The sequence below is a fragment of the Bacillus sanguinis genome (assembly GCF_018332475.1).
Lineage (GTDB): Bacteria > Bacillota > Bacilli > Bacillales > Bacillaceae_G > Bacillus_A > Bacillus_A sanguinis.
Map to the genome: position 1 here is coordinate 1 of NZ_BOQB01000006.1, position 26,626 is coordinate 26,626.

Consider the following 26,626-nt stretch of genomic DNA (forward strand, 5'->3'; position numbering starts at 1 on the left):
TCTTTATTATTCCTAATTACCAATTCAATTTACTCTTTCCCAGATTTAAATAATTATTTTTATTAATAAACTATATTAATTTACTAAAAAATATATCCTCTTGAACTGCAATTATATGTCCTTAAAAAATTCAACCTATAAACTTCTAATGTCTAACTACTAACATTACACAAGTATATTCACCACATAATTTACCATAATAAACAAAATAAAACAGCCTTACTTCAAATTAGTAAGACTGTTAATTCTTTTAATACTCATTATTTAATAATAAATGATTAGTTGACTAAAGCCACACTTACTTATGATACGGTTCACCACGATTAATACGAAACGCTCTATACACTTGCTCAAGCAATACCAATCGCATTAATTGGTGTGGTAATGTCATCTTTGAAAAAGAAAGAGATTCATTTGAACGCTTCATTACTTCTGAACTTAGTCCAAGTGATCCACCAATTACAAATGCAACTTTACTTTTTCCATATGTAGCAAGACGATCTAAGCTTACTGCAAATTCTTCTGATGATTTTTGCTTTCCTTCTATCGCTAACGCAATGACATGCGTATCGTCAGAAATTTTATCCAGTATACGTATACCTTCTTTTTCTTTTACAATTAACATTTCTGCTTCACTTAAATTTTCTGGTGCCTTTTCATCTGGCAATTCAATTACTTCTACTTTTGCGTATACAGATAATCGTTTTAAGTATTCTGCTATACCTTGTTTTAAATATTTTTCTTTTAATTTCCCAATTGAAATAATCGAGATATTCACACGTATTCCCCACCTTACAAACATGTTATCCACATAACTTATCCACATATCCACAAATGTTACCCACATATTGTGTGAGAATCTGTGTTCGATACAACATATGTCGCCTCATTTTGACAAAATTCACATGTTTTTTTCTCTTTTTCTGAGTTATCCACATTGTTGATAACCGGTGCGACTTCACACTCATCCACAATAATATCTAAAGCTAATTCAACATGTTCTAAACAACAAGGTAAATTCATATTCTTCACCTCACTTTTCTACAATAGAAAACAGGAGGTAGGCCCTCCTGTTTTTAATACTTTTGAATGCCTAATTTAACCGTTGTTGTTGCTCGTTTTGTACCACGATAAAACGTAAGGGTCATTTTATCATTAATTTTTTTATCATATAAGGCCGTACGGAATCCGATAATATCACGAACCGGTTTTCCATCTACTGCTACAATCACGTCATGTTCTCGTAAACCAGCATCTACACCTGGCGAAGGACTTTTCACATCTAAAATGCAAACTCCCTCTGTTACATTGCCCGGTAAATGCAATGTTTTTGACCAATGGTAATTCGGAATCTCATTTAACGATCTAAGTTCAATTCCAACATACGGTCTCCTTACTTTTCCGTGCTTCTCTAATTCATTCATAATGGGAACAGCTCTAGTAACTGGAATGGCTAGTCCAATTCCTTCAACTTCTTTTGCTGCAATTTTCATTGAGTTAATACCAATTAATTGACCTGCCGCATTTACAAGCGCACCACCACTATTACCTGGATTAATTGCTGCATCTGTTTGCAATACTTCTACTTGCCAATCGTAATGTCCATCTTGATCCAAATCTACAGGAACAATACGTTCATTAGCTGAAATAATGCCTTGTGTGACAGTCCCAGAAAATTGCAGTCCTAGTGGGTTTCCGATCGCAATGACCGGTTCTCCTCTACGAACAGTATTAGAATCACCAATTTCAATTATTTTTTTCACATGCTTTGCATCTATTTCTAGTACAGCTAAATCTGTGACTACATCGGTTCCTAATACTTTACCAGGAACCTTCTTACCATCACTTAAACTTACCTCAATACGACTTGCTCCAGCAACAACATGATTATTCGTTACGATATAAGCTTGGCCATCTGCCTTTTTATAAATTACACCTGATCCTGTACCAGCTTCTGAATCTGCCTCTGAAAAATTATCTCGTTGAATATTAATAACGCCAACAACAGCTTCAGACGCACGATCAACAGCATCCACAAAACTAATCTGTTTAATTCCTTGCGCTTCGGCCATATTACTTCCACTTGCTTCAGCTTGCGGAAACGCGCCCGCATCATTTGAAAACAAAGGAGCTCCAAATGCAAATAACGAAGCTCCTACAATTGTTCCCGCTATACTAGAAATGACAATACCTTTATGCTTCTTTTTTCTTGCACGTTTCATACGATAATTTTCTTCATCAATAAAGGACATATTTGTTCACCCATCTTCCTGAAAACAACTATATTCACCTTTATTGTTTACTAAAATGAAGAATTATACGTATTGAATTTTTGTCGGCATTTTTGGATCTGTATCATGAATTTCAAAGGCTTCTCCCACTCCAAATCCTTTTTCCTCTAGTACTTGTGATACTGACATACGTGCTAGTTCTTTCATGTTATTATCTAAACTTAAATGGGCTAAATAAATATGTTTTGTCTCATCTGTAATTACATCCGCCATCGCTAATGCAGCGTCCTCATTACAAACGTGCCCTACATCACTTAAAATACGTCGCTTAATACTCCATGGATAACGTCCCATACGAAGCATTTCCACGTCATGATTACTTTCAAATACGAAAGCGTTAGCCCCCTTAATAACACCTTTCATACGGTCACTCACGTATCCCGTATCTGTAATAAGGGCTAACTTTCTATTATTGTTGTGAAAAGCATAGAACATTGGCTCTGCCGCATCATGAGAAACCCCAAATGACTCGACCTCAATATCACCGAATGTTTTCACATCCCCAACTGAGAAAATGAACTTTTGCTCTGTTGGGATATTTCCTATTAAGTGTTCCATTGCATTCCATGTTTTCTCATTCGCATAAACAGGTAAATCATATTTACGTGCTAATACACCTAATCCTTTAATATGATCGCTATGTTCATGTGTTACAAGAATACCCGATACATCATTTATATTTAGTTCTGCCTGTTTAAATAAAGCCTCTGTTGCTTTACCACTTAAACCTGCATCGACGAGTAATTTCTTTTCATCTGTTCCTACATATAACATATTCCCTGTACTTCCACTTGCAAGTACGCTAAAATGCAACCCCATTCTTTCTCACTCCAGTATGTTCATCAACCACTTGATTTTCCCTTTCCCCTAATTCCATAACTTGTCCTTCAATTGCATTTACAAAGAAGTCCTGCTTCTGCTCCGTTTTTAAGTTCCATGTTGGAGCAAGTACTTGGTTATTAGAAGTAGATGCGGTAAGGTTGGCATAACCAATTTGTGCTTCTTTTACATGTGTATTCCCATGAACTTTATTTTTTAAATACAGATTTTCTAAGGCCGTTTGGGCAGTAATAATTTCTTGCTGTTTCGTTTTTTCACTTTCGCCCATTTCTTTTAAATCTGTTAGCATCGTCTGCGTGTATGACACAAGTTCATTTTTTTCATTTAATTCCACAACAATCATCGCTTGATCGTTATAGAAAATGGGTTTATCTTTATATTTTTGGAAGAAGTAAATTTTAGAGTCTTTCATCGCTCCAAACTCATACTTTTGTCCATCCAATACATAGTTCTTCAAAAAATCACTATACTTATCTTTGGATAATGATTTTGTATTCAAAAAGGGCTCTTTTAGCTTGCTTTCTATCTTGTACATATTTTGTATATGCGCCGTTTGATTTTTTAAAGACTGTACATCTTCTTCTTTAAATGCCTTGTTTTCGGCCCTAATAAATGACTCTTTTTTCGGTTCTTTAGGGAAATTACCCATAGTAATTTTGTTTGCTTTTAATTCTTGATCTATCTTTGTTTCTGCAATAAGCTCCAATTGATTACTATCCTGCTTTTGAATGAATTGAAAAATGAGAAAGAGGTCCAAAACAAAAAAGGTCACAATAAATATGGTTTTAATCCGATCCCAATCCATTTAGTCCTCCCTCACTCCACTCATATATTTTTTGTTTACCAGCTTCATCTTCAACAAACTTTACATACCAAATTGGCTGTAGTCGAGCTACTTGCCCATCTAGTGATAATTTGTATCCAATCCCAATGTCTTTAATGAAGCGCTTATCTACAGCGGCATTATTTTCTAAGGATGCTATTACAACGTGACCTGATGGAAGAGTAACCTTCTGTTCTATACCTTTCGTATTTAAAGACAACAACGGTCTTTCATACTCCATTACTTCTTCTGATCCCCATACTTGTCTCAATTCAGCTAATCCATCTGTATTGAATACGGAATATCCATCTTCATGTAAACGGAATACTGTCTGTCCTTTATTCATATAGTCCAAACGATATGAATCTAAACTCCCACTGTGACCATTTACAAAATCAAAGCTTTTTTGTAAAAGCATTAAATTATCTGTCGTTTTCTCACTTGAAACAGAAGAATTTTTATACTTTAGCATATGATGATCGTTTTCAATCTCCATAGACCTAATACCATCAGTAAATGTTTCTTTCGATTTCTCGGTAATCGGGCTTAAATAACGTGGGTCACTAAACAGAGCATTCTTAAATGTATCCACCGCTAAATTAGATGAAATATATGTTATATTACTTAATTCTGTCGTTCCATCTGGTAAAAATAACTTTTTCATATCATTAATTTGATAGTCAAAATAAGGTTTTGCCGATACTACAAATTGATTTTGTGCATTTACAACATCCTTTAAATACACACCACTTAATTTTGCTTCATATATTCTAGAGTTATCACCATCAGAAACAAAATTAATTTTAATTTCTTGATCCCTACTTCTAGAAGGGTCAAGAATAATTCGATTAAAATATTTAGGCTTATTTATACTCTTTTCTTTCATATTAAACATAGATTTAACTGCATCAAATGGAATGTTAGTAGGAAAAACAAGTTCAATTTTCCCTTCACCATGCACATAAGAAAGGAAATCAGCTTTAGCAATCGATATCTCTTTGAAATCATATAATTCCCCTGCTTCCAAAGGTTTATAGATTGATTCTACATCTCCCTCTCTTTTGCTCCCATAATGATTTTTATCTTTATGCACGATGATAGAAGTAGGGCGGACAACATCACCAATTTTAGTTTGAGTAGTTCCTTCATTCCCCTGTACAAATTTTGCGTTTTGCATAGACGTTGAATCTGGCACATACGTCCATAAGTTAAAAGTAAGAAATAGGCTAATTACAACTAAATTAATTAAAACGATTGTTTTAACATTTTCCATACTCATTCCCAATCGTCCTCTTCATCCGCTGCCATTGGTAAAGTGAAATAAATAGTTGTCCCTTTTCCTTCCTCACTCTTCGCCCAAATCGAGCCACCATGTGCCTCAATCATTTCTTTCGCAATTGCTAATCCAAGTCCTGTACCACCCATTTGTCTTGACCGTGCTTTATCTACGCGATAAAAACGTTCAAAGATTTTATCGACATTCTCTTTTGGAATACCCATTCCTTGGTCGCTTACACTAATCTCTAATAACTCACCGCGATCACGTAAACGATATGTTACTGTTCCACCTTCTGGTGAATATTTTAATGCATTCGAAATAATGTTATACAAAACTTGTGTAATTTTATCCGTATCCATATCAATAAATCGGGATTTCTTAGAGAAAGATCGTTTGAAACTTACGTTTTGCTCTTTAGACATTTCAAAACGATCAATAATGTTATTAAAGAAGTCAGTAAAGTCGATCCATTCTTTCATTAAACGATGTTCTGTACTATCGAGTTTAGATAGTTGCAATAACGCATTTACAAGTCTAATCATTCTTTCTGTTTCTTCTTGTGTAACTGTTAAAAATTGCGGTGCAATATTCGGATCTTGCCACGCGCCGTCCGTAAGCGCCTCTAAGTAACTGCGCATCGTTGTTAATGGCGTTCTTAATTCATGGGAAACGTTTGCCACGAACTCGCGGCGTTCCCTCTCTATACGCTCCTGCTCAGTTACGTCATATAATACGGCTATTAAACCATTTGCTTTCCCTGTCTCTTTTTGAATAACAGAGAAACTAGCTCGTAAAATATATGGCTCATTTCTCGTACTAAAATCTAATAAAACAGAATCAGGCTCTTCGTATAAATGATCGAGCGTAAATTCTTCCTGTATCCCTAATACTTCTAAAACAGATTGATCGAGTGCTGTTTCACGCGAAACATTTAGCATCTTTTCCGCAGGATCATTTAATAAAATAATGTCCCCTTTTCGGTCAGTAGCAATTACTCCATCTGTCATATGTGATAAAACGGATGATAATTTACGTCTTTCACTTTCCGTTGAAGAACGAGCTTGTTGTAATTTTTTTGATAAATTATTAAAAGATAATGCTAATTGTCCAATTTCATCATGGCTATGCACTTTTACTTTTCTTGAATAGTTTCCTTTTGCCATTTCAATTGCTTGTCTTCGCATATCTGAGATTGGTCTCGTAATCGTTTGAGCTAACAAAATTCCAAGTACAGCTGTTACGAGTAACGCAATAACGGTTCCAGTCGCAAAAATTTGATTAATATCCTTCATCTGTTTATAGACATCTTCCATAGATGCAACAATGTAAATAACACCAAGTGCATCCTTGCCATTATCATCTATAATAGGAGTAAGCATAACTTGTACACGATGGCCTGTACGACCATCCTTCTCAATTTTCACTTCTGGCTTTTTTTGCACCAATACCCGCTGAACAGCTATATTAGTTGATGTTCTATTTACCTTGTTTTGCTTTGACTCATCTGAAATAGCAAGTAACTTTCTATTCGAATCAAATACACTTACCTCTTGGATATCTTTCTTTCGATCAGAGGCAAATTTTCGAATTGAAGTTTTAATCGTTTCATCTGTCGATTCTGTTTCTGCTTTTGTATGACTTTTTTTAAACTCTTGTTTCAAATTATATGCTAATAAGTTCGTTTGCTGCGTTAAAGAATCTCTAAAGCCTTGTACAAGACTCTTTTCTAACTCCCTAACGAAATATACCCCAATAACTTGCATAGCTATTAATATTAATAGCATATATATGAGCACAAATTTTAAATGAATAGATTGAAAAAAACCGACTTTCTTCATATACTATTCCTGCTCTGGGTCACGCAAGTAATACCCTACTCCACGTCTAGTGACAATTAATGTAGGATGACTTGGATTATCTTCAATTTTTTCACGTAGACGACGCACTGTTACATCCACTGTACGTACATCTCCAAAATAGTCATAACCCCAAACTGTTTGCAATAAATGTTCGCGTGTCATAACTTGTCCTAAATGTTTTGCTAAATAATGTAGTAACTCAAATTCACGATGTGTAAGTTCAATATTTTCCTCACGTTTCGTTACACTATACGCATTTGGATTGATAACAATTGGGCCAATAACCATTTCCGTATTTTCTTCTTTTTCTGCCGCACCACCTTGTTGATGGCGACGTAAATTCGCCTTCACACGAGCAAGTAATTCTCTCGTACTAAATGGCTTCGTTACATAATCATCTGCCCCAAGCTCTAGCCCTAGTACTTTATCGATTTCAGAGTCCTTCGCTGTTAGCATAATAATCGGCATTTCTGAGCTTTTACGTATTTCACGGCAAACCTCTAAACCATCCTTACCTGGTAGCATAATATCTAATAAAACCATATCTGGCTGTTCTTCAGTCGCCTTTTCAATCGCTTCATCACCATCATGCGCCATTACAATTTCAAAACCTTCTTTTTCTAGGTTGAACTTCAAAATATCCGCAATCGGCTTTTCATCATCAACTACTAAAATTTTCTTTCCCATCATCGTCTATTTCCTCCTTATAAAGTGAAACTTTAATCGTTGGGGAGTTTCATCCTCCACCGATTATTAGCCCTCACCAATTGGGCATTTACGGACAGTTGATCCCACACCCGACTTCTTTACCTTCGCTGATTTTGAGGTAGGATCTTACTGCCCGCCAACAGCGGGGTAAAAATATGGTCAATATCCCTAAACACATTGATGTCTACATAGTATGTCCCTATATGACCGCATCTTTTGCTTAAGTACTTTCTCCTCTATTCTCACAGACTCATGTATGATCCACTTTTACACGGAATCCTATACGATCTATAGAAAAACCTCTAGCTTCAACTGCTAGAGGCTCCTCATTCTATTTTAAAATAACTACTCAATTTTGTAAAATTACACAAATAAAAAGGATATTAAGTGGGCCCACTTAATATCCTGAGAGTGGCTCGGGACGGAATCGAACCGCCGACACGAGGATTTTCAGTCCTCTGCTCTACCGACTGAGCTACCGAGCCAAAACTATATATAAAACCACTAATGGTGGTATAAACAAAAGTGGCGGTCCCGACCGGGGTCGAACCGGCGATCTCCTGCGTGACAGGCAGGCATGTTAACCACTACACCACGGGACCAAAAATGAACATAAAAAAAACATGACCCGTACGGGATTCGAACCCGTGTTACCGCCGTGAAAGGGCGGTGTCTTAACCACTTGACCAACGGGCCACGAAAAATAAAATGGTGAGCCATGAAGGATTCGAACCTTCGACCCTCTGATTAAAAGTCAGATGCTCTACCAGCTGAGCTAATGGCTCATACTCACCAACGTCATATTTTCGTGACGACAAGATGTATCATAACATGTTTTCTTTGTTTTTTGCAATACCTTTTTTTATTTTTTTATAAAAGATAAGAAAAAACTCATGCGGACATGAGTTTTTTCTCCAAAATATCAATTAAGCTTCGTATACGTTACGAACGATATTTGTTTGGTTACGATCTGGTCCAACTGAGAACATAGATAATTGAATTCCTGTTAACTCAGAAACACGTTCTACGTATTTTCTTGCATTTTCAGGAAGCTCGTCTAATGATCTTACACCAGTAATATCTTCTGTCCAACCTGGAAGCTCTTCGTATACAGGCTCACATTTTGCTAAAATGTTTAAGTTTGCTGGAACTTCATCGATAACTTCGCCATCGCATTTGTAAGCAACACAAATTTTAAGAGTTGGAATACCAGTTAGAACGTCGATAGAGTTTAATGATAAATCTGTTAAACCACTAACACGACGTGCATGTCTTACAACAACGCTATCGAACCAACCTACACGGCGTGGACGACCAGTTGTCGTTCCATATTCACGACCAACTTCACGAATTTGATGACCAATTTCATCATGAAGCTCAGTAGGGAATGGACCATCACCAACACGGCTTGTATATGCTTTACATACACCTACAACGCGAGTAACTTTCGCAGGACCAACTCCAGTTCCAACTGTTACACCGCCGGCAATCGGGTTCGAAGATGTAACGAACGGGTACGTACCGTGGTCGATATCAAGCATAACCCCTTGTGCACCTTCAAATAGTACACGGTGATTGTTATCTAGCGCATCATTTAATACAACAGACGTATCACATACATATTGCGCGATTTGTTGTCCGTACTCGAAGTACTCTTCGAAGATTTCTTCTACACTGAAACCTTCTGTATCGTACATTTTTTCAAATAAACGATTTTTTTCTACTAAATTGCGCTCAAGCTTCTCTTTAAATGCTTCACGGTCTAAAAGATCAGCCATACGAATACCAATACGAGCAGCTTTATCCATATATGCAGGACCGATACCTTTTTTCGTTGTACCGATTTTGTTATCACCTTTACTTGCTTCTTCTAACTCATCTTGTTTTAAGTGATAAGGTAAAATAACGTGCGCACGGTTACTTACACGTAAATTATCAGTACTTACACCACGATCGTGTAAGTATTTTAACTCTTCAAGTAATGCTTTCGGATCTACTACTAAGCCATTTCCGATTACACAAATTTTCTCTTTATAGAAAATACCAGATGGAATTAAGTGTAATTTATATTTAACTCCGCCGAAAACAATTGTATGTCCCGCGTTATTTCCACCTTGATATCTTGCAACTACTTCCGCATGCTCAGAAAGAAAATCAGTGATTTTACCTTTTCCTTCGTCGCCCCATTGTGTTCCTACAACTACTACTGAAGACATTATTAAAGCACCTCCGCAATTTTCAAACGATCTATTCAAACAATATAATTGTACCAAAACGGAAAAAGAAGTCAACCAAAAAGCGAACATTTTTTTATTAAAAAACATTTTCGTTCGTAAGAATTATATTTTTACATTATGAAAGCCTTATCTTTCCTATAAAAAAAAAGAAACACATCTTATTATAAGAAATGTGTTTCTTTTTTATACTATCTTTATGCAGGCGGCGCATGTCCATCCTCGAAGCGACGTTCTAAGTTAACGAACTTATTGAACTCTTTAACGAATGCGAGTTCTACTGAGCCTACAGGACCGTTACGCTGCTTTGCAATAATAATTTCAATCGTATTTTTATTTTCTGTTTCTCGGTCATAGTAATCTTCACGATATAAGAAGGCTACAATATCGGCATCCTGCTCAATACTTCCCGATTCACGAATATCAGACATCATCGGACGTTTATCTTGACGAGATTCTACACCACGAGATAACTGTGACAAGGCAATAACAGGAACTTGCAATTCACGTGCAATCCCTTTTAGTGTACGAGAAATCTCAGATACTTCCTGCTGACGGTTCTCTCCTGATTTCCCGCTTCCTTGAATAAGCTGCAAGTAGTCAATCAAGATCATACCAAGACCCTGTTCTTGCTTTAATCTACGACATTTTGCTCGGATCTCATTTACTTTAATCCCTGGCGTATCATCAATATAGATACCTGCATTAGAAAGGCTACCCATTGCCATCGTTAATTTCGCCCAATCATCAGAAGTTAATGACCCAGTACGAAGTCTTTGTGCATCAATATTTCCTTCTGCACAAAGCATACGCATAACAAGCTGATCAGCACCCATCTCTAGACTAAAAATCGCTACATTTTCATCTGTTTTCGTCGCCACATTTTGTGCAATATTTAATGAAAATGCCGTTTTCCCTACCGATGGACGTGCCGCCACGATAATTAAATCATTTCGTTGGAACCCTGCTGTCATTTTATCTAATTCAGTAAATCCAGTTGGTATCCCGGTAACTTCACCTTTTTGATTATGCAAAAGTTCGATTTTATCGTAAGCATCTACAAGAACGTCTTTAATATTTTGGAATGCTTTCGCATTCGTTTGATGAGATACTTCTAATATTTTTTTCTCAGCCTCATTTAAAAGGCCATCCACATCATCTTCTCTCTCATATCCATCTGACACGATATGAGTCGCTGTTCGAATTAAACGACGTAACAGCGCTTTTTCAGCAATGATTCGTGCATAATACTCTACGTTAGCAGCGGTCGGAACAACTTCTGCTAATTCTGCTAAGTAAGAAACCCCACCAACTTCTTCTAATAACCCTTGATCAGCCATCGCTGACGTCATCATTACTAAGTCGATTGGCTCCCCCTTATCAGATAATCCAAGCATAACTTCGAAAATCTTTTGATGTTTCGTTCGATAAAATGAGTCAGGTACCAATAGTTCCGATGCTGACGTTAACGCATCCTGATCAATCAATATAGCACCTAAGACTGCCTGCTCAGCTTCTATATTATGCGGAGGGGTACGATCAGCCATTACATCACTCATACGCAATCCTCCTTGCTTAACTTAGTTTTATTGTTCACTAACATGAACTTTTACTGTTGCTGTTACTTGTGGATGCAATTTCACAGTAACATTTGTATAGCCTAATGCACGAATTGCATCATCCATTTCAAATTTACGCTTATCAAGTTTAATCTTGTGTGATTTTTGCATCGCATCTACGATTTGTTTACTTGTAATTGAACCGAATAGACGGCCACCTTCTCCAGATTTAGCCTTTACTTCTACAGTTAGTTTCTCTAACGTTTCTTTTAATTGTTTTGCACTTTCAAGCTCTGCCTCTGCATCTTTTTCTTCTTTACGCTTTTGAGCTTCTAAAGTTTTCATACTGCTATTTGTCGCTTCAGCAGCTAACCCTTGTTTTAGTAAGAAGTTATTTGCATAACCATCTGGTACGTTTTTTACTTCGCCTTTTTTCCCTTTACCTTTTACGTCTTTTAGAAAAATTACTTTCATGATTGTGTGCCTCCCTGTAAATAGTCATCAATAACAAATCGAAGCTTCTCCTCAGCTTCATCTACTGTAACATTTTTCATTTGCGTGGCTGCATTTGTTAAATGCCCGCCACCACCTAAGTTTTCCATAATTAGCTGCACATTGACTTCACCTAAAGACCTGCCGCTAATTCCAATGAAATTCTCGCCACGTTTTGCAATAACAAATGATGCAGTAATTCCTGTCATTGTTAATAATGTGTCCGCTGATTGCGCAATAAGCACTTGATCGTAGTAATCATCACTATCAACTTTTGCAATTGCAATTCCATTTGTATAAATGTACGCATTTTTAATAGCTTTTGCAACCCGTAAATACTGATTTATATCTTCTTTTAAAAGCTCTTGTACAAGTACGGTATCTGCACCATGAGAGCGTAGATAAGAAGCGGCATCGAACGTACGAGCACCTGTCCGGAATGTAAAGCTCTTCGTATCAACAATAATACCTGCTAACAACGCTGTCGCTTCTAACATTGTCATTTTTAAATTTTTCGGTTGGTATTCCAGTAATTCTGTAACAAGTTCTGCCGTGGAAGAAGCATATGGCTCCATGTAAACAAGCAACGGATCTTCAATAAAGTCTTCCCCTCGGCGATGATGGTCAATAACAACTACATTTTCAATCTTGCGTAATAGCTTTTCTTCCATCACCATTGAAGGTTTATGCGTATCAACAACAACAAGTAATGAATCATCATTTGCAAATTCCATCGCTTGTTCTGGTGTAATAAAGTGAGACCATAATTCTTCGTTTTGTTTCACTTTATCCATTAAACGCTTAATTCCCTTATCAGAATCATTTTCATCTAGCACAATATATCCTTTGCGCTCATTTAATTGCGCTACCTTTAAAATACCAATCGCAGCACCAATTGCGTCCATATCAGGAGCCCTATGCCCCATTATAATGACGTTACTACTTTCTAATACTAAATCTTTTAATGCGTGCGAAATAACTCTAGCACGTACACGAGTACGTTTTTCTACCGGATTTGTCTTACCACCATAAAACTTAACTTTACCTGTTGCTTGCTTAATAGCTACTTGATCTCCACCACGGCCAAGCGCAAGGTCTAAACCAGACTGAGCCATTGCCCCAAGTTCTGATAAAGGTAAATCACCTGATCCAACACCGACACTTAAGGTGAGTGGTATATTCCTTTTAGATGTTTCTTCACGCACCTGATCTAAAATGCTAAATTTCCCTTTCTCCATCTGCGCTAAAATACTCTCATTTAACACAACGAAGAATCTTTCTGAAGATGCACGTTTTAAATATGCTCCATACTTAACGGCCCATTCATTTAGTCGTGATGTTACAAGACTTGTTATATTCGTACGTAATTGATCATCTAATCCTTGTGTAACTTCATCATAATTATCTAAATAAATGACAGCCAAAACAGTACGTTGATCCTCGTACATCTTTTCAATCTCTGTTTGTTCCGTTACATCAAAGAAATAAATTAACTTTTCTTCTTTCCTTACAAAGACACGAAACTTTCGATTATTTAAAGAGACTATATCATCGGAAGTTTCTCCCTTAATAAAAAGAAGTAACGTTTCTGATACATCATAAAGGTGCCATCCAGCTAATGCATGCTGCCCGAGACACGAAGATAAATAAGGATTCGCCCAATCAATCCCATAATCCTTATTGTATAACAAAATACCAATCGGCATTTGGTTAAATGCTTCATTACTCACTTTCTTTACCCTTGTAATCATATCTGTCGTATGTTTCTCGAAATTCTTTTGAAAGTTTAGTTCAAATCGTACAACAAGAAAAAGGACGATACAAAAAATACAGAAGGAGACTATCCCCATTATTAAATGAAAATAACAGAGGATTGAAATAAGCACAAACACAAAAAATGCCAATACGTAAACAGGATATAAAAACCACTGTTTCTTATAAAATTCAGGCATGTATACAACTCCTATAAAGTAAAACTAACTCACCTTCCAGTTAGTTAAACAGATTAAAATAGTATAAGGAATATTACTTTATCCTCCTATTTTAGAACGCAATGAAATCCCTAAATCAATTATACCTAAGATTGTCACAAGAGGAAACAGCATCGGAATAAACATGCAGACAACAAAACTAATAATAGGAACCCCTTTCGTAAAACCTTTTCTATGCGCTAGAAAAGCGATAAATGTCAGACCTTGCAGTACTAGTAGTAAAGCAAATATGACATATAGATTAGAAAATACCATATGTAAATATGATGTTGGTTCTACTTTTATAAAAGTTGATAGCAAAATAAATATAACGTAATACCAAACGATACTCTTTGGTAATTGTGTATCTTTAAATTTAGGCCAAGGTATAACGTCATGTTTTAGCTTTCTTAAAGTACTACCTGATATCATAACTGTAATCCAAGAAAAACATACCGAGACCATTACAAGTAAACTTGGGAATAACGTTTGTAACACATCATTAAATTGTGCAAATAACTCTTTTTGCTCTTTACTAATCGGCATACCAGCAGCAGTGACTATCTTTTCACTTTGCGCCATACTTTCATTAAGCATATTTTGCATTTGCTTCATTAAATCTATGTTAAAAAACTTTATACTTGCGACATAAATGAGCATAATACCAATTAAGTACGCAAGCATACCCGCCATCAAAATTTCTACCGGCTTTTTTCGTCTTTTATACATATATCCTAAAACGATACCTATCAATCCAAACATAGTTGTCTTTACTAAGTTCATCGGTTGACTGACAATAACAGTAATAAAAAGCGCTGCCGTAAAAATTACAAAGGTGTTAGATAATCTATATCTTATCGTTAGCAATATAAATGGCAATGGCAGCGCAAATGTTACAACTGCACCTAAAATTGGAACATACATAGATATAAGCAATAACATTGCATATATCGCTAACAGCGATGCACCCTCAGTAATAAATTTCGTATTCTTCATTATATAACCTCTCTTTCAAAAAAAGAAAAGCATAGCAAAATGCACAGTAGAGTCCGACTCTACTGTGCATTTCATACGCTATTATTCACCAACATATGGTAAAAGTGCCATTTGACGAGCACGTTTAATTGCAACTGTAAGTTTGCGTTGGTATTTTGCGCTTGTTCCTGTTACACGACGAGGTAAAATTTTACCACGCTCAGAAACGAAACGTTTTAATAAATCAACATCTTTATAATCGATGCGAGTGATGCCGTTAGCTGTGAAGAAACACACCTTACGACGTTTCGCACGTCCACCTTTGCGTCCTGCCATGTCTATTTCCCTCCATTCTTTGTTAAAACTAACAAATTTACTGTATTAGAACGGTAAATCGTCGTCGGAAATGTCGATCGGTTGACCTACATTTGAAAATGGATCGTCATTCTTCGTAAATCCAGAGTTTCCTTGATTACCTTGGTTACCTGAATTACTAGATTGACCAAATGGGTTAGAGCTTTGGTTACCGAAACCAGCTCCTGATGGTTGCTGATTAAATGAACCACGTTGCTCCCCACCGCCATTACGCGGCTCTAAAAATTGTACGCTTTCCGCAAGAACTTCTGTTACATATACACGTTTACCATCTTGTCCATCGTAATTACGAGTTTGAAGACGTCCATCTACTCCTGCTAAGCTACCTTTTTTCAAATAATTTGCTACGTTTTCTGCTTGTTTACGCCATATTACACAATTAATAAAGTCAGCTTCACGCTCACCTTGTTGATTCGCAAATGCGCGATTCACAGCTAACGTAAAAGTAGCTACTGCAACACCATTGGGCGTGTAACGTAAGTCAGGGTCCTTAGTTAAACGACCAACGAGGATAACACGATTCATCAATCGAACCACTCTCCCTTATATATCAATTATTTTTCTTCTTCTTTAACAACGATATGACGAAGGATGTCTTCGTTGATCTTAGCTAAACGGTCGAATTCATTAATCGCTTCTGCGTTAGAGTTCACGTTTAAGATCATGTAGAAACCTTCACGTAAGTCGTTGATTTCGTAAGCTAAACGACGCTTACCCCACTCTTTCGTGTTAATGATTTCTGCACCATTGTTTGTTAAAACACCTGCAAAACGTTCAACTAAAGCTTTTTGAGCTTCTTCTTCAACGCCAGGACGAATGATGTACATAATTTCGTACTTTCTCATTACACTTTCACCTCCTTTTGGTCTAAACGGCCCGTAATGGGCAAGGAGCAATTAATTTATAGTAATTACTCACGAGTTTAGATTATATCATAGTAAGTTAGATGAATCAACTCACCCATACATAAAAAACTTGGCAAACACATAATATATTTGCCAAGCTTATATCTTAATTTTTCCTAGGAAATATTAAATTAAACGTTGAAGCGGAAGTGCATAACGTCTCCGTCTTTTACGATATACTCTTTTCCTTCTAAACGAACTTTACCAGCTTCTTTTGCAGCTGTCATAGAACCGTTTGTCATTAAGTCTTCGTAAGAAACTGTTTCCGCACGAATAAATCCACGCTCGAAGTCTGTATGAATTACGCCAGCACATTGCGGTGCTTTCATACCTTGTTTGAACGTCCATGCACGCACTTCTTGCACACCAGCTGTGAAGTAAGTAGCAAGTCCTAATAAATTGTATGCAGCACGAATTAATTGATCTAAACCAGATTCTTCAATACCTAATTCTTCAAGGAATACTTTTTTCTCTTCCTCGTCTAGTTCAGCGATTTCTTCTTCGATTTTTGCACATACAACGATTACTTGAGAATTTTCATTTGCAGCAAATTCTTTTACCATTTGTACGTATTTATTTTCAGAAGGATCCATAATATCATCTTCGCTTACGTTTGCTACGTATAACATCTCTTTCGTTGTAAGTAAATGAAGACCTTTAACAATCTTCATTTGCTCTTCTGTAAATTCAACAGTACGAGCTGGTTTTCCCTCTTCAAAAGCTTCTTTTAAGCGAACTAAAATTTCATGCTCATATACTGCTTCTTTATCTTTTTGTCTTGCTAATTTCGCAACACGTTCGATACGTTTATCAACAGATTCTAGATCCGCTAAGATTAACTCTAAGTTGATTGTTTCAATATCATCAATCGGATCTACTTTCCCTGAAACGTGTGTAATATTTTCATCTTCAAAACAACGAACAACTTGGCAAATTGCATCTACTTGGCGAATGTGAGATAAGAATTTATTTCCTAACCCTTCACCTTTACTAGCACCTTTTACGATACCTGCAATATCAGTAAACTCAAATACAGTCGGAACAGTTTTTTTCGGTTCTACTAATTCCGTTAATTTATTTAAACGCTCATCTGGTACTTCTACAATCCCTACGTTTGGATCAATTGTACAGAATGGATAGTTTGCAGATTCTGCCCCTGCTTGTGTAATTGCATTAAATAAAGTTGACTTCCCTACGTTAGGTAATCCAACAATCCCAGCCGTTAATCCCATATTTTTCACTCCTATGTCTCAATCTTTCATCATTATAGATAGTAACGAAAAAAATGACAAGTTTCCTCCAAACGAAAAAAAGTAACAGCTACCCATTGCAACTGTTACTTTCTCTCTATTCTTCGTGCTTCACAAGTATTTTTTTTACCTTACGATCAAATTCTCTTCGAGGAATCATTACTGAATGGTCACATCCCTCGCACTTAATGCGGATATCCATTCCCATACGAATAATCTTCCAGCGATTCTCACCACATGGGTGGGCTTTCTTCATTTCCACAACATCGTACAAGTTATATTGCTTTTGCTCCATTCTCCGAACCCCTCTCCATACTAAATTGCTTTTCCACTAACCAATTCTTCACGATTATATAAAACCATACGTGGATATGGAATTTCAATCCCATGTAAATCTAGACGATTTTTAATTTCTTTACGAAGTGCTCTTGCAATAACAGCATGTTGCATCGGCTCTACTTCCGCGATAACACGTAATATAACTTCTGATGCAGCCAATGTTTGCACACCTAATAACTGAGGCGTTGTTACCATTTGCGCATACTGTGCAGGTAATTCTTGTAATAACTCTTCAATGACTTGCTCTGCTTTCGCTATGTCAGCCTCATAAGAAATAGATACATCAACAAATGCTACACTATTACTAACTGAGTAGTTCGTAACTTGAATGATACTTCCATTTGGTAAAGTATGAATTTCGCCTGTCCAACTCTTTACTTTCGTTGTACGAAGTCCAATTTCTAAAACGACTCCCTCAAACTGACCAATTTTTACATAGTCACCGACTGAAAATTGATCTTCTAACAAAATAAATAATCCTGTAATGACATCTTTCACTAAACTTTGAGCACCAAATCCGACTGCTAAACCAATTACCCCGGCACCCGCTAATAAACCAGATGCATTAATATTAAACACACCTAAAATCGCAATTAGCATGATGAACATAACAACGTATGCCACAATATTTTCAAGTAACTTCGCTACTGTAACTGTACGACGCTCTGAAATTTGAATTGGTGAACGACTTCCCATACGAAACGCATTTCGTACAATTGCACGCGCAACTCGTACAACAACTGCACCAATTATTAAAATAATACATATTTTCAATGTCGCTGTTCCAATATCAGCCCAACGATCAGCATTTAATAAATACTGCTTCGTGGCATTAAACCACTTTGTTAATAAATCCATGTACCTCTACCTCTCCAGCCAAAATTTCTTTTTAGTTATCCTTCTTATTGTATCAGAAGTCTTCTAATTGCTGAAAAAATTTTATGACTTTAATTACATTTGTTATCCTCCATACAGGTATAAAATGGAACGAATATATATATACTAGTACTATTATTTCCGTTTTCACTTAAGTTTTACAGCAAATACGCACTTATAGTTTTCCATTTTACTCACTATATAACATATTTTGAAAATTTATTAAAAGGATGGGTGCTTCATGAATATTGGAAGTTTTCGCTTACCTTTTTTCGAAAAAGAAACTCAAAATGTTATGCACCAAGATTTAGAAGCCTCCGAGACAATTAGTAACTTCTTACTTTCCCATATCCCTATTAAAACCTATATACCAATTATTCTCGTTTGTATCGGAACAGATCGTTCTACAGGTGATGCACTCGGTCCATTAGTTGGTACAAAACTGGAACAAGTAGGAATTACAAACTTCCAAGTGTTCGGCACACTAGATGAACCAGTACATGCGTTAAATTTAGAAGAAAAAATTCAGAATATACAGAAAGATAATCCTACTTCATTTATAATTGCGGTTGATGCCTGTTTAGGAAAGTCTCAAAGTATCGGTTCCATCACTACCGGAATGGGGCCTAGTAAACCTGGAGCTGCGATGAACAAGAAATTACCTGCAGTTGGTGATTTACATATTCATGGCATCGTAAACCTAAACGGGTTTATGGAGTTTTTCGTCCTACAAAATACAAGATTAAGTTTAGTCATGAAAATGGCTGATGTAATTGCACAAAGTATAAAAGAAACAGACCAAAAATTATCTGTATTAAAAAAAGCAAACCATCTATAAATAATAAGATGGTTTGCTTTTTAGTTTTTCTCTGCTAATAATTCTAAAATACGATTTAAATCTTCTTTATTAAAAAATTCAATTTCGATTTTACCTTTTTCTTTTTTCGTTTCTTTAATTTTCACATCTGTGCCAAACTTTTCCCTTAGGAACGTTTCGCGTTCTACAAAAAATATGTTTCTCTCTTTTTTCACTTGTTTTGTTTCACGTGAAACGCGTTGGTTAATCTCCTGAACAATTTTCTCTAACTGACGAACGTTTAATCCTTCTTTTTCAATTCGTTTTAATAAAGATTTCAATTGTTCTTCATCTTTTATTGTAAGCAAAGTTCTCCCATGAGCCATTGAAAGTTGACCATTTGCAATCATATCTTGCACAAAAGAAGGGAGGCTTAATAACCGCGTATAATTTGCAATGTAAGGTCTGCTCTTACCAAGACGTTTTGCTAATTGTTCTTGTGTTACATTTAGCTCATTCATTAACATTTGATATGCCATTGCTTCTTCCATTGGATTTAAATCTTCTCGTTGTAAGTTTTCAAGCAATGCAAACTCCATCATTTGCTGTTCATTTAATTGTCTTACAACAGCTGGTACCTTTTCGAGCCCCGCCTCTTTGGCAGCACGATATCTTCTTTCACCTGCAACAATTTCATATCCTTTAATACTCTTTCTAGCAATTAACGGTTGCAATATGCCGTGTTCTTTAATAGAAGCCGATAATTCTTGAATTGCCTCTTTATTAAAGTGTTTACGTGGTTGATATGGATTCGGTCTTAATTCAGTTATCGTAATCTCCTGAATTGTCTCTTCTTCTTTCACATCTAAATCAGGAAAAAACACATTGATTCCTCTTCCTAATCCTTTAGCCACCTGCAATCACTTCCTCTGCTAAATCTATATATACTTCTGCCCCTCTTGATTTAGCGTCATACTGCATAATTGGTTTCCCATGACTTGGCGCTTCACTTAAACGAACATTACGAGGAATAATCGAACGGTATACTTTATCCCTAAAGTATTTTTTCACTTCATCTATAACCTGAATCCCTAAATTTGTACGGGCATCCAACATTGTTAGCAATACACCTTGAATTGCTAGATTTTTATTTAAGTGCTTTTGCACAAGTCGAACGGTATTTAATAGCTGACTTAATCCTTCTAGTGCGTAATATTCGCATTGAACAGGAATAATAACAGAATCTGCTGCGGTCAATGCATTAATCGTTAATAACCCTAAGGACGGGGGACAGTCGATAATAATATAGTCATATTCATCACGAACTGGCTGTAATGCCCTTTGTAAACGTACTTCCCGGGAAATAGTCGGTACCAATTCAATTTCAGCACCTGCCAATTGAATTGTAGCGGGTAGAACATCTAAGTTTTCAGTTGCGGTTTTACGTATAACCCCTTGAACATCTGCATCTTCCACGAGAACATTGTAAATACATTGATCTAATTCGGCTTTTTCAATTCCCACACCAGTCGTTGCATTTCCTTGAGCGTCAATATCTACAAGAAGGACCTTTTTACCTACTTGTGCCAATCCAGCCCCTAAATTAACGGATGTTGTTGTTTTCCCAACGCCACCTTTTTGATTGGCAATAGCAATGATTTTTCCCATGATGTCACCTACTTTCAACCTTTCTATCTTATTCTAGTAACAATTACGTTTATTGTAACATGAAATAAAAGTTTTTCTTTTACGTCCTTATTAAACTTCAAAATTTATTTCTAAACTCCTTCTTCATCTAACAAGAAAATATAGTAAAAGAGACCTATCCAATAGGATAAGGTCTCTAACACACCATTATTATTTTTTCTTCGGAATTTTAATTGTAATTTGATAGTACTCATCAAATTCTTCTTCCTCAGAATTAACATTTAAACCACTGTCAGCAACCATTTGTAATGACTGCCTAATTGTATTCATGGCAATTCTCGTATCTCGACTTACTGCTTTTTGCTTTGCCTTACGCTTCGGTTTTGCTTCCTCTAGTAATTTCGCAATTCGTTCCTCTGTTTGCTTTACATTCAGTTGTTTCTCTACAATTTCCTGTAAAACCTTCAGTTGTAATTCTTCATTCTTTAAAGGAATGAGTGCGCGGGCATGGCGTTCTGTAATGCTTTTTTCTAATAACGCACTTTTTATTTCTTCAGGCAACTTTAACAATCGCAACTTATTTGCGATTGTAGATTGTCCTTTTCCAAGTCGTTGTGCCAATGCTTCTTGTGTTAAATTATGTAACTCAATTAGCTTTTGATATGCCACAGCTTCCTCGATTGCTGTTAGTTCCTCACGTTGCAAGTTTTCAATTAAAGCCACAGAAGCTGTCTCTGTATCATTTAAGTTCTTTATAATCGCAGGAACCTTTTCCCACCCTAACTTTGTTGCTGCACGGAAACGTCTTTCCCCAGCAATAATCTCGTACTTATCATCCTCATATTGTCTCACAACAATTGGCTGAATAAGTCCATGTGTACGAATCGTTAATGCTAGCTCCTCAATACGCGCATCATCAAAAACTGTTCGTGGTTGATAACGGTTAGGGGTAATATTTACTATCGGAATTTCTTGTATTTCTTCATATACCTTTTTATCTATTTCTTCATGGCTTTCGTCTTGTAATTCGAATTCGCTCTCTTTATCTCCAAAGCCAAATAAACGAGAAAACGTATTTTTCATACATATTCCACCACCTTTTAGGCCTATTGACTATTCTCCATAAAATGTTTCCTATGAAACATTTACGTTTTCATTTATATAATTTAATCTTACGTCTAATAAGATTTATTTTTCAATAGGTAATTTATTGGGTGTTCCCGGTTTGCGTGGATATTTCTTTGGTGTCTTGCGCTTTTTCTCGATTAATAAAATATTACGTTCACTTTCTTCAAACGGTAATTGGAACGTAGACATTTCTTTTAAATTCCCGCCTAGCACCTCTAAAGCATACTTGCCATTTTCAATTTCTTCGTTTGCCGCGGCACCTTTCATTGCAATGAATGTTCCTCCAACTTTTACAAGTGGTAAACATAGCTCACTTAATACTGAAAGACGCGCAACCGCCCGTGCCATTACAATATCGTACGATTCACGTACACCTTCTTTTTTCCCAAATGTTTCAGCACGATCATGACAAAACGCAACGTCACTTAATTCCAACTTTTGTGCTAAATGATTTAAGAAATTAATACGTTTTTGCAATGAGTCTACAATTGTCACTTTTAAGTGCGGGAAACAGATTTTTAAAGGAATGCTTGGGAATCCAGCTCCTGCACCAACATCACAAATTGAGAATGGTTTTGAAAAATCATAATAAAAAGCAGCTGTAATGGAATCAAAAAAGTGTTTTAAATATACTTCCTCTTTCTCCGTAATAGCCGTTAAGTTCATTTTTTCATTCCACTCTACTAATGTTTCGAAGTAGATTTCGAACTGCTCTAACTGTCTAGAAGAGAGGGTAATACCCTTCTCTTCTAGCATAGATTGAAATTGTTCTATGTTCATCTAACAATATCTCCTTACTATTTATTGGTTCGATACTCGCGCAATTTTTCCTTGTTCGATATACACAAGTAAAATGGAAATATCCGCTGGATTTACACCAGAAATACGTGAAGCCTGCCCCATTGATAGCGGACGAACATCTTTCAATTTCTGTCTAGCTTCAGAGGCAAGACTAGAAATCGCATCATAATCAATATCCTCAGGAATTTTTTTATTTTCCATTTTCTTCATACGCTCTACTTGCTGTAAAGATTTTTCAATATATCCCTCGTACTTAATCTGGATTTCAACTTGTTCTGTCACTTCATCACTTAATTCTACTTCACTTGGTACTAAAAGATGAATATGCTCATATGTCATCTCTGGACGACGTAATAAGTCACTTGCACGTATTCCATCTTTCAATTCACTTCCGCCAATACTACGAATTAATTCTTGAACTTCAGGACGTGGCTTAATAATGATGCTGCCTAAACGTTCTTTTTCCTGTTCAATTTGTAATTTTTTATTTGTAAATCGCTCATAGCGCTCTTCTTTAATTAATCCAATTTCACGACCAACTTCAGTTAAACGAAGATCAGCATTATCATGGCGTAATAATAAACGATATTCGGCACGAGACGTTAATAAACGATATGGTTCATTTGTACCTTTTGTTACAAGATCATCAATTAAGACACCAATATAAGCATCCTCGCGACCTAAAATAACTTCTTTTTTACCTAAAGAACGACATGCTGCATTAATTCCGGCCATAAGCCCTTGTCCTGCCGCCTCTTCGTAACCAGAAGTTCCGTTAATCTGTCCTGCTGTATATAAATTTTTAATCTTTTTTGTTTCAAGTGTTGGCCATAGTTGTGTTGGCACAATCGCATCATATTCAATCGCATAACCTGTACGCATCATTTCAACGTTTTCTAGACCAGGGATTGTTCTAAGCATATCACGCTGCACATCTTCTGGTAAGCTTGTGGATAAACCTTGTACATACACTTCTTGTGTATTACGTCCTTCTGGCTCTAAGAAAATTTGATGACGTGGTTTATCATTAAACCTTACTACTTTGTCTTCAATTGAAGGACAATATCTAGGTCCTGTTCCCTTAATCATACCAGAATACATAGCTGAACGATGCAGGTTTTCATCTATTAAACGATGGGTTTCCGTACTTGTATACGTCAACCAACATGGAATTTGATCCATAATAAACTTTGTCGTTTCAAAAGAGAAAGCTCGTGGTTTATCATCACCTGGCTGAATTTCTGTTTTGCTGTAATCAATTGTATTACTATTGACACGCGGAGGTGTACCTGTTTTAAATCTAACAAGATCAAATCCAAGTTCCTCTAAATGTTCTGATAAGGTAATAGACGGTTGTTGATTATTCGGACCGCTCGAATATTTTAAATCTCCCATAATAATCTCACCGCGTAAAAACGTTCCAGTCGTAATTACAACTGTTTTTGCTGTATATTCAGCACCAGCTTGCGTAATTACCCCTTTACATTCGCCATCTTCAACGATTAAACGCTCTACCATTCCTTGGAACAACGTTAAGTTTGGTGTTTCTTCAATTGTTTTCTTTAATTCATGTTGGTAAGAGAACTTATCTGCTTGTGCCCGAAGTGCGCGTACAGCTGGTCCTTTACCCGTATTTAACATACGCATTTGAATATGCGTTTTATCAATGTTGCGTCCCATTTCTCCGCCTAATGCATCGATTTCACGAACAACAATCCCTTTTGCTGGTCCACCAACAGAAGGGTTACATGGCATAAACGCTACCATATCTAAATTAATTGTTAACATTAATGTGTTGGAGCCCATTCGTGCTGCCGCAAGACCAGCTTCGCATCCTGCATGACCTGCACCGATTACTATGACATCGTATGAACCGGCATTGTATCCCATTGTTTATTCCTCCTAATAATCTCTATCTTTCTAAAACATCACTATATTATTTTCCTAAACAAAATTGAGAGAACAACTGGTCAATTAAGCTTTCATGGACGGTATCACCAGTAATTTCACCAAGTATTTCCCACGTTCTTGTTAAATCAATTTGCACCATATCAATTGGAACACCATTTTCTATCGCCTCAATTGCATCTCCAATTGTTTTTCCTGCTTGTGTTAATAATCCAATATGTCTCGCGTTAGAAACATATGTCACATCTGCAGAATCAATTGCTCCTTCAAAGAATAAATCAGCTATCGCCTTTTCAAGTTCATCTATTCCTTGTTCCTCAATTAACGATGTCGTAATAACACGATTTCCCGCTGCCAATTCTGTAACACGTTCCATATTGATTACTTGCGGTAAATCTGTCTTATTTACAATAACAATGAAGTCTTTTCCTTGTACGGCACGGAATAGCTCTTCATCCTCATTCGTTAAAGCTTCGCTATAATTAACGACAACTAACACTAAATCTGCTTGGCTCATCATTTCTTTCGAACGCTCTACACCAATTCGTTCAACAACATCTTCTGTTTCGCGAATCCCGGCTGTATCTATAAGTTTAAGTGGTACACCACGCACACTAACGTACTCTTCAATAACATCACGAGTTGTTCCTGCAATGTCAGTTACAATTGCCTTTTTCTCCTGAACGAGACTATTTAATAGCGATGACTTCCCAACGTTAGGTCTACCGATGATTGCAGTAGCAATACCTTCACGTAAAATTTTTCCTTGCTTCGATGTTTCTAATATTTTTGCAATTTCAGCACGGACATGTGTAGCTTTCTCAATTAAAATATTATGTGTCATTTCTTCCACATCATCATATTCTGGGTAATCTATGTTTACCTCGACATGGGCTAACGTTTCTAATATGTCCTGACGTAGACGGCCGATTAATTTAGATAATCGTCCTTCCATTTGATTAATTGCTACATTCATTGCACGATCTGTTTTTGCACGAATTAAGTCCATAACAGCTTCTGCTTGTGATAAATCAATACGGCCATTTAAAAAAGCACGTTTCGTAAATTCACCAGGCTCCGCTAATCGTACTCCTTGCGCTAAAATAAGCTGCAATACTTTATTTACCGAAACAAGTCCACCGTGACAGTTAATTTCTACTATATTTTCACGTGTAAAAGTCCTTGGTGCACGCAGAATAGACACCATCACTTCTTCAATAACCTGATTTGTATCTAAATCAACAATATGACCATAATGAATTGTGTGAGAAGGAACCTCTGTTAAATCCTTCCCTTTAAAAATACGATTAACTTTTTCAACCGCATCATCCCCACTTACTCGAACAATGGCAATTGCACCCTCTCCAAGCGCTGTGGAAATCGCGGCAATTGTATCAAATTCCATGTCCTTTCACCTCACTTGCTTATTTATCTCTATTTCAACATGATTATTTTCTTCACTAAATTATTAGAATACCATAACGAACCTATCTACAAAAGAATAATAACTCATTTTATTATGTCCTCATGTAAAAAACACTAAACTTATTCACAGTGGATAAGTTTAGTGT

General features: G+C 36.3%; 26 protein-coding genes and 4 tRNA genes. 1 reads left to right on the forward strand and 29 read right to left on the reverse strand.

Annotation, left to right across the window (positions count from 1 at the left end; translation table 11 throughout):
* Positions 1-298: 298 nt before the first annotated feature.
* From rlmH to KI369_RS00705, 23 genes are all read right to left on the reverse strand, one after another.
* Positions 299-778 carry a 23S rRNA (pseudouridine(1915)-N(3))-methyltransferase RlmH gene (gene rlmH / locus KI369_RS00595; RefSeq protein ID WP_016079551.1) on the reverse strand — a complete coding sequence of 160 codons (480 nt, stop codon included), beginning with the start codon at positions 776-778 and terminating at the stop codon, positions 299-301.
* A 59-nt stretch (positions 779-837) separates the two neighbouring features.
* Positions 838-1,023 (reverse strand): CxxH/CxxC protein, encoded by a 186-nt coding sequence (locus KI369_RS00600; protein WP_001052827.1) that lies wholly within the window; start codon positions 1,021-1,023, stop codon positions 838-840.
* A 53-nt stretch (positions 1,024-1,076) separates the two neighbouring features.
* The gene (locus KI369_RS00605) at positions 1,077-2,252 is read right to left on the reverse strand and encodes a S1C family serine protease (protein WP_212954749.1); all 1,176 of its coding nucleotides are present in this window, start codon (positions 2,250-2,252) and stop codon (positions 1,077-1,079) included.
* 63 nt (positions 2,253-2,315) lie between these two features.
* A complete protein-coding gene (yycJ, locus tag KI369_RS00610) occupies positions 2,316-3,110 on the reverse strand; it encodes an exodeoxyribonuclease YycJ (RefSeq protein ID WP_000522836.1) in 795 nt (264 codons plus the stop codon).
* A complete protein-coding gene (locus tag KI369_RS00615) occupies positions 3,094-3,936 on the reverse strand; it encodes a two-component system regulatory protein YycI (RefSeq protein ID WP_144614752.1) in 843 nt (280 codons plus the stop codon). Before KI369_RS00615 ends, yycJ begins: the two co-directional genes overlap by 17 nt.
* On the reverse strand, positions 3,917-5,233 hold the full coding sequence (locus KI369_RS00620) for a YycH family regulatory protein (protein ID WP_212954750.1): 1,317 nt from the start codon (positions 5,231-5,233) through the stop codon (positions 3,917-3,919). Before KI369_RS00620 ends, KI369_RS00615 begins: the two co-directional genes overlap by 20 nt.
* A complete protein-coding gene (gene walK / locus KI369_RS00625) occupies positions 5,230-7,071 on the reverse strand; it encodes a cell wall metabolism sensor histidine kinase WalK (RefSeq protein WP_212954751.1) in 1,842 nt (613 codons plus the stop codon). The genes KI369_RS00620 and walK overlap by 4 nt, the downstream gene beginning before the upstream one ends.
* A 3-nt stretch (positions 7,072-7,074) precedes the next feature.
* On the reverse strand, positions 7,075-7,782 hold the full coding sequence (walR, locus tag KI369_RS00630) for a cell wall metabolism DNA-binding response regulator WalR (protein ID WP_000971872.1): 708 nt from the start codon (positions 7,780-7,782) through the stop codon (positions 7,075-7,077).
* Positions 7,783-8,212: 430 nt separating this feature from the next.
* Positions 8,213-8,285, reverse strand: a tRNA-Phe gene (locus KI369_RS00635).
* A 41-nt stretch (positions 8,286-8,326) separates the two neighbouring features.
* A tRNA-Asp gene (locus tag KI369_RS00640) sits at positions 8,327-8,402 on the reverse strand.
* A 22-nt stretch (positions 8,403-8,424) separates the two neighbouring features.
* Positions 8,425-8,496 (reverse strand) — tRNA-Glu (locus KI369_RS00645).
* A 13-nt stretch (positions 8,497-8,509) separates the two neighbouring features.
* Positions 8,510-8,585 (reverse strand) — tRNA-Lys (locus KI369_RS00650).
* Positions 8,586-8,726: 141 nt separating this feature from the next.
* Positions 8,727-10,016, reverse strand: a complete 1,290-nt coding sequence (locus KI369_RS00655) for an adenylosuccinate synthase (protein WP_166704371.1) — start codon at positions 10,014-10,016, stop codon at positions 8,727-8,729.
* A 215-nt stretch (positions 10,017-10,231) separates the two neighbouring features.
* Positions 10,232-11,593, reverse strand: coding sequence for a replicative DNA helicase (gene dnaB, locus KI369_RS00660; protein WP_001286244.1), 1,362 nt, complete (start codon positions 11,591-11,593; stop codon positions 10,232-10,234).
* A 27-nt stretch (positions 11,594-11,620) separates the two neighbouring features.
* Positions 11,621-12,067, reverse strand: coding sequence for a 50S ribosomal protein L9 (gene rplI / locus KI369_RS00665; protein WP_000864239.1), 447 nt, complete (start codon positions 12,065-12,067; stop codon positions 11,621-11,623).
* On the reverse strand, positions 12,064-14,037 hold the full coding sequence (locus KI369_RS00670) for a DHH family phosphoesterase (protein WP_212954752.1): 1,974 nt from the start codon (positions 14,035-14,037) through the stop codon (positions 12,064-12,066). Before KI369_RS00670 ends, rplI begins: the two co-directional genes overlap by 4 nt.
* A 78-nt stretch (positions 14,038-14,115) precedes the next feature.
* Entirely contained in the window at positions 14,116-15,051 is a 936-nt protein-coding gene (locus tag KI369_RS00675) for a YybS family protein (protein ID WP_212954753.1), read from the reverse strand.
* An 81-nt stretch (positions 15,052-15,132) separates the two neighbouring features.
* The gene (gene rpsR / locus KI369_RS00680) at positions 15,133-15,366 is read right to left on the reverse strand and encodes a 30S ribosomal protein S18 (protein WP_000918873.1); all 234 of its coding nucleotides are present in this window, start codon (positions 15,364-15,366) and stop codon (positions 15,133-15,135) included.
* 45 nt (positions 15,367-15,411) lie between these two features.
* Positions 15,412-15,933, reverse strand: coding sequence for a single-stranded DNA-binding protein (gene ssb / locus KI369_RS00685; RefSeq protein WP_000981963.1), 522 nt, complete (start codon positions 15,931-15,933; stop codon positions 15,412-15,414).
* 26 nt (positions 15,934-15,959) lie between these two features.
* Positions 15,960-16,250: a 30S ribosomal protein S6 gene (gene rpsF, locus KI369_RS00690; protein WP_001233781.1), complete on the reverse strand. Its 291-nt coding sequence runs from the start codon at positions 16,248-16,250 to the stop codon at positions 15,960-15,962.
* A 191-nt stretch (positions 16,251-16,441) separates the two neighbouring features.
* On the reverse strand, positions 16,442-17,542 hold the full coding sequence (gene ychF / locus KI369_RS00695; protein WP_087959073.1) for a redox-regulated ATPase YchF: 1,101 nt from the start codon (positions 17,540-17,542) through the stop codon (positions 16,442-16,444).
* A 115-nt stretch (positions 17,543-17,657) separates the two neighbouring features.
* Positions 17,658-17,855: a DUF951 domain-containing protein gene (locus KI369_RS00700; RefSeq protein WP_000436051.1), complete on the reverse strand. Its 198-nt coding sequence runs from the start codon at positions 17,853-17,855 to the stop codon at positions 17,658-17,660.
* Between the two features lie 20 nt (positions 17,856-17,875).
* Positions 17,876-18,757, reverse strand: a complete 882-nt coding sequence (locus tag KI369_RS00705) for a mechanosensitive ion channel family protein (protein ID WP_212954754.1) — start codon at positions 18,755-18,757, stop codon at positions 17,876-17,878.
* Positions 18,758-19,016: 259 nt separating this feature from the next.
* Here KI369_RS00705 and yyaC point away from each other — a divergent pair, with 259 nt between their 5' ends.
* Positions 19,017-19,613: a spore protease YyaC gene (gene yyaC / locus KI369_RS00710; RefSeq protein WP_212954755.1), complete on the forward strand. Its 597-nt coding sequence runs from the start codon at positions 19,017-19,019 to the stop codon at positions 19,611-19,613.
* A gap of 20 nt (positions 19,614-19,633) precedes the next feature.
* On the opposite strand, the gene spo0J is transcribed toward yyaC, so the two are convergent.
* The 6 genes from spo0J to mnmE all read right to left on the reverse strand — a co-directional run bounded on the left by spo0J (position 19,634) and on the right by mnmE (position 26,460).
* The gene (spo0J, locus tag KI369_RS00715; RefSeq protein WP_212954756.1) at positions 19,634-20,485 is read right to left on the reverse strand and encodes a ParB/RepB/Spo0J family partition protein; all 852 of its coding nucleotides are present in this window, start codon (positions 20,483-20,485) and stop codon (positions 19,634-19,636) included.
* Positions 20,478-21,239, reverse strand: coding sequence for a ParA family protein (gene soj, locus KI369_RS00720; RefSeq protein WP_212954757.1), 762 nt, complete (start codon positions 21,237-21,239; stop codon positions 20,478-20,480). The genes spo0J and soj overlap by 8 nt, the downstream gene beginning before the upstream one ends.
* A 189-nt stretch (positions 21,240-21,428) precedes the next feature.
* Positions 21,429-22,301, reverse strand: coding sequence for a nucleoid occlusion protein (gene noc, locus KI369_RS00725; protein WP_000799026.1), 873 nt, complete (start codon positions 22,299-22,301; stop codon positions 21,429-21,431).
* A 105-nt stretch (positions 22,302-22,406) separates the two neighbouring features.
* Positions 22,407-23,126 carry a 16S rRNA (guanine(527)-N(7))-methyltransferase RsmG gene (rsmG, locus tag KI369_RS00730; RefSeq protein WP_046197925.1) on the reverse strand — a complete coding sequence of 240 codons (720 nt, stop codon included), beginning with the start codon at positions 23,124-23,126 and terminating at the stop codon, positions 22,407-22,409.
* Between the two features lie 21 nt (positions 23,127-23,147).
* Positions 23,148-25,037, reverse strand: a complete 1,890-nt coding sequence (mnmG, locus tag KI369_RS00735; RefSeq protein ID WP_212954758.1) for a tRNA uridine-5-carboxymethylaminomethyl(34) synthesis enzyme MnmG — start codon at positions 25,035-25,037, stop codon at positions 23,148-23,150.
* A 46-nt stretch (positions 25,038-25,083) separates the two neighbouring features.
* Positions 25,084-26,460, reverse strand: a complete 1,377-nt coding sequence (gene mnmE / locus KI369_RS00740; RefSeq protein WP_212954759.1) for a tRNA uridine-5-carboxymethylaminomethyl(34) synthesis GTPase MnmE — start codon at positions 26,458-26,460, stop codon at positions 25,084-25,086.
* Positions 26,461-26,626: the final 166 nt, after the last annotated feature.

What these genes read in the sequence shown, in the direction of transcription:
- KI369_RS00600 (WP_001052827.1), bottom strand. Translation starts at nt 1,023, where the DNA reads ATGAATTTACCTTGTTGTTTAGAACATGTTGAATTAGCTTTAGATATT.
- KI369_RS00605 (WP_212954749.1), bottom strand. Translation starts at nt 2,252, where the DNA reads ATGTCCTTTATTGATGAAGAAAATTATCGTATGAAACGTGCAAGAAAA.
- yycJ (WP_000522836.1), bottom strand. Translation starts at nt 3,110, where the DNA reads ATGGGGTTGCATTTTAGCGTACTTGCAAGTGGAAGTACAGGGAATATG.
- KI369_RS00615 (WP_144614752.1), bottom strand. Translation starts at nt 3,936, where the DNA reads ATGGATTGGGATCGGATTAAAACCATATTTATTGTGACCTTTTTTGTT.
- KI369_RS00620 (WP_212954750.1), bottom strand. Translation starts at nt 5,233, where the DNA reads ATGAGTATGGAAAATGTTAAAACAATCGTTTTAATTAATTTAGTTGTA.
- walK (WP_212954751.1), bottom strand. Translation starts at nt 7,071, where the DNA reads ATGAAGAAAGTCGGTTTTTTTCAATCTATTCATTTAAAATTTGTGCTC.
- walR (WP_000971872.1), bottom strand. Translation starts at nt 7,782, where the DNA reads ATGATGGGAAAGAAAATTTTAGTAGTTGATGATGAAAAGCCGATTGCG.
- KI369_RS00655 (WP_166704371.1), bottom strand. Translation starts at nt 10,016, where the DNA reads ATGTCTTCAGTAGTAGTTGTAGGAACACAATGGGGCGACGAAGGAAAA.
- dnaB (WP_001286244.1), bottom strand. Translation starts at nt 11,593, where the DNA reads ATGAGTGATGTAATGGCTGATCGTACCCCTCCGCATAATATAGAAGCT.
- rplI (WP_000864239.1), bottom strand. Translation starts at nt 12,067, where the DNA reads ATGAAAGTAATTTTTCTAAAAGACGTAAAAGGTAAAGGGAAAAAAGGC.
- KI369_RS00670 (WP_212954752.1), bottom strand. Translation starts at nt 14,037, where the DNA reads ATGCCTGAATTTTATAAGAAACAGTGGTTTTTATATCCTGTTTACGTA.
- KI369_RS00675 (WP_212954753.1), bottom strand. Translation starts at nt 15,051, where the DNA reads ATGAAGAATACGAAATTTATTACTGAGGGTGCATCGCTGTTAGCGATA.
- rpsR (WP_000918873.1), bottom strand. Translation starts at nt 15,366, where the DNA reads ATGGCAGGACGCAAAGGTGGACGTGCGAAACGTCGTAAGGTGTGTTTC.
- rpsF (WP_001233781.1), bottom strand. Translation starts at nt 16,250, where the DNA reads ATGAGAAAGTACGAAATTATGTACATCATTCGTCCTGGCGTTGAAGAA.
- ychF (WP_087959073.1), bottom strand. Translation starts at nt 17,542, where the DNA reads ATGGGATTAACGGCTGGGATTGTTGGATTACCTAACGTAGGGAAGTCA.
- KI369_RS00700 (WP_000436051.1), bottom strand. Translation starts at nt 17,855, where the DNA reads ATGGAGCAAAAGCAATATAACTTGTACGATGTTGTGGAAATGAAGAAA.
- KI369_RS00705 (WP_212954754.1), bottom strand. Translation starts at nt 18,757, where the DNA reads ATGGATTTATTAACAAAGTGGTTTAATGCCACGAAGCAGTATTTATTA.
- yyaC (WP_212954755.1), top strand. Translation starts at nt 19,017, where the DNA reads ATGAATATTGGAAGTTTTCGCTTACCTTTTTTCGAAAAAGAAACTCAA.
- soj (WP_212954757.1), bottom strand. Translation starts at nt 21,239, where the DNA reads ATGGGAAAAATCATTGCTATTGCCAATCAAAAAGGTGGCGTTGGGAAA.
- noc (WP_000799026.1), bottom strand. Translation starts at nt 22,301, where the DNA reads ATGAAAAATACGTTTTCTCGTTTATTTGGCTTTGGAGATAAAGAGAGC.
- rsmG (WP_046197925.1), bottom strand. Translation starts at nt 23,126, where the DNA reads ATGAACATAGAACAATTTCAATCTATGCTAGAAGAGAAGGGTATTACC.
- mnmG (WP_212954758.1), bottom strand. Translation starts at nt 25,037, where the DNA reads ATGGGATACAATGCCGGTTCATACGATGTCATAGTAATCGGTGCAGGT.
- mnmE (WP_212954759.1), bottom strand. Translation starts at nt 26,460, where the DNA reads ATGGAATTTGATACAATTGCCGCGATTTCCACAGCGCTTGGAGAGGGT.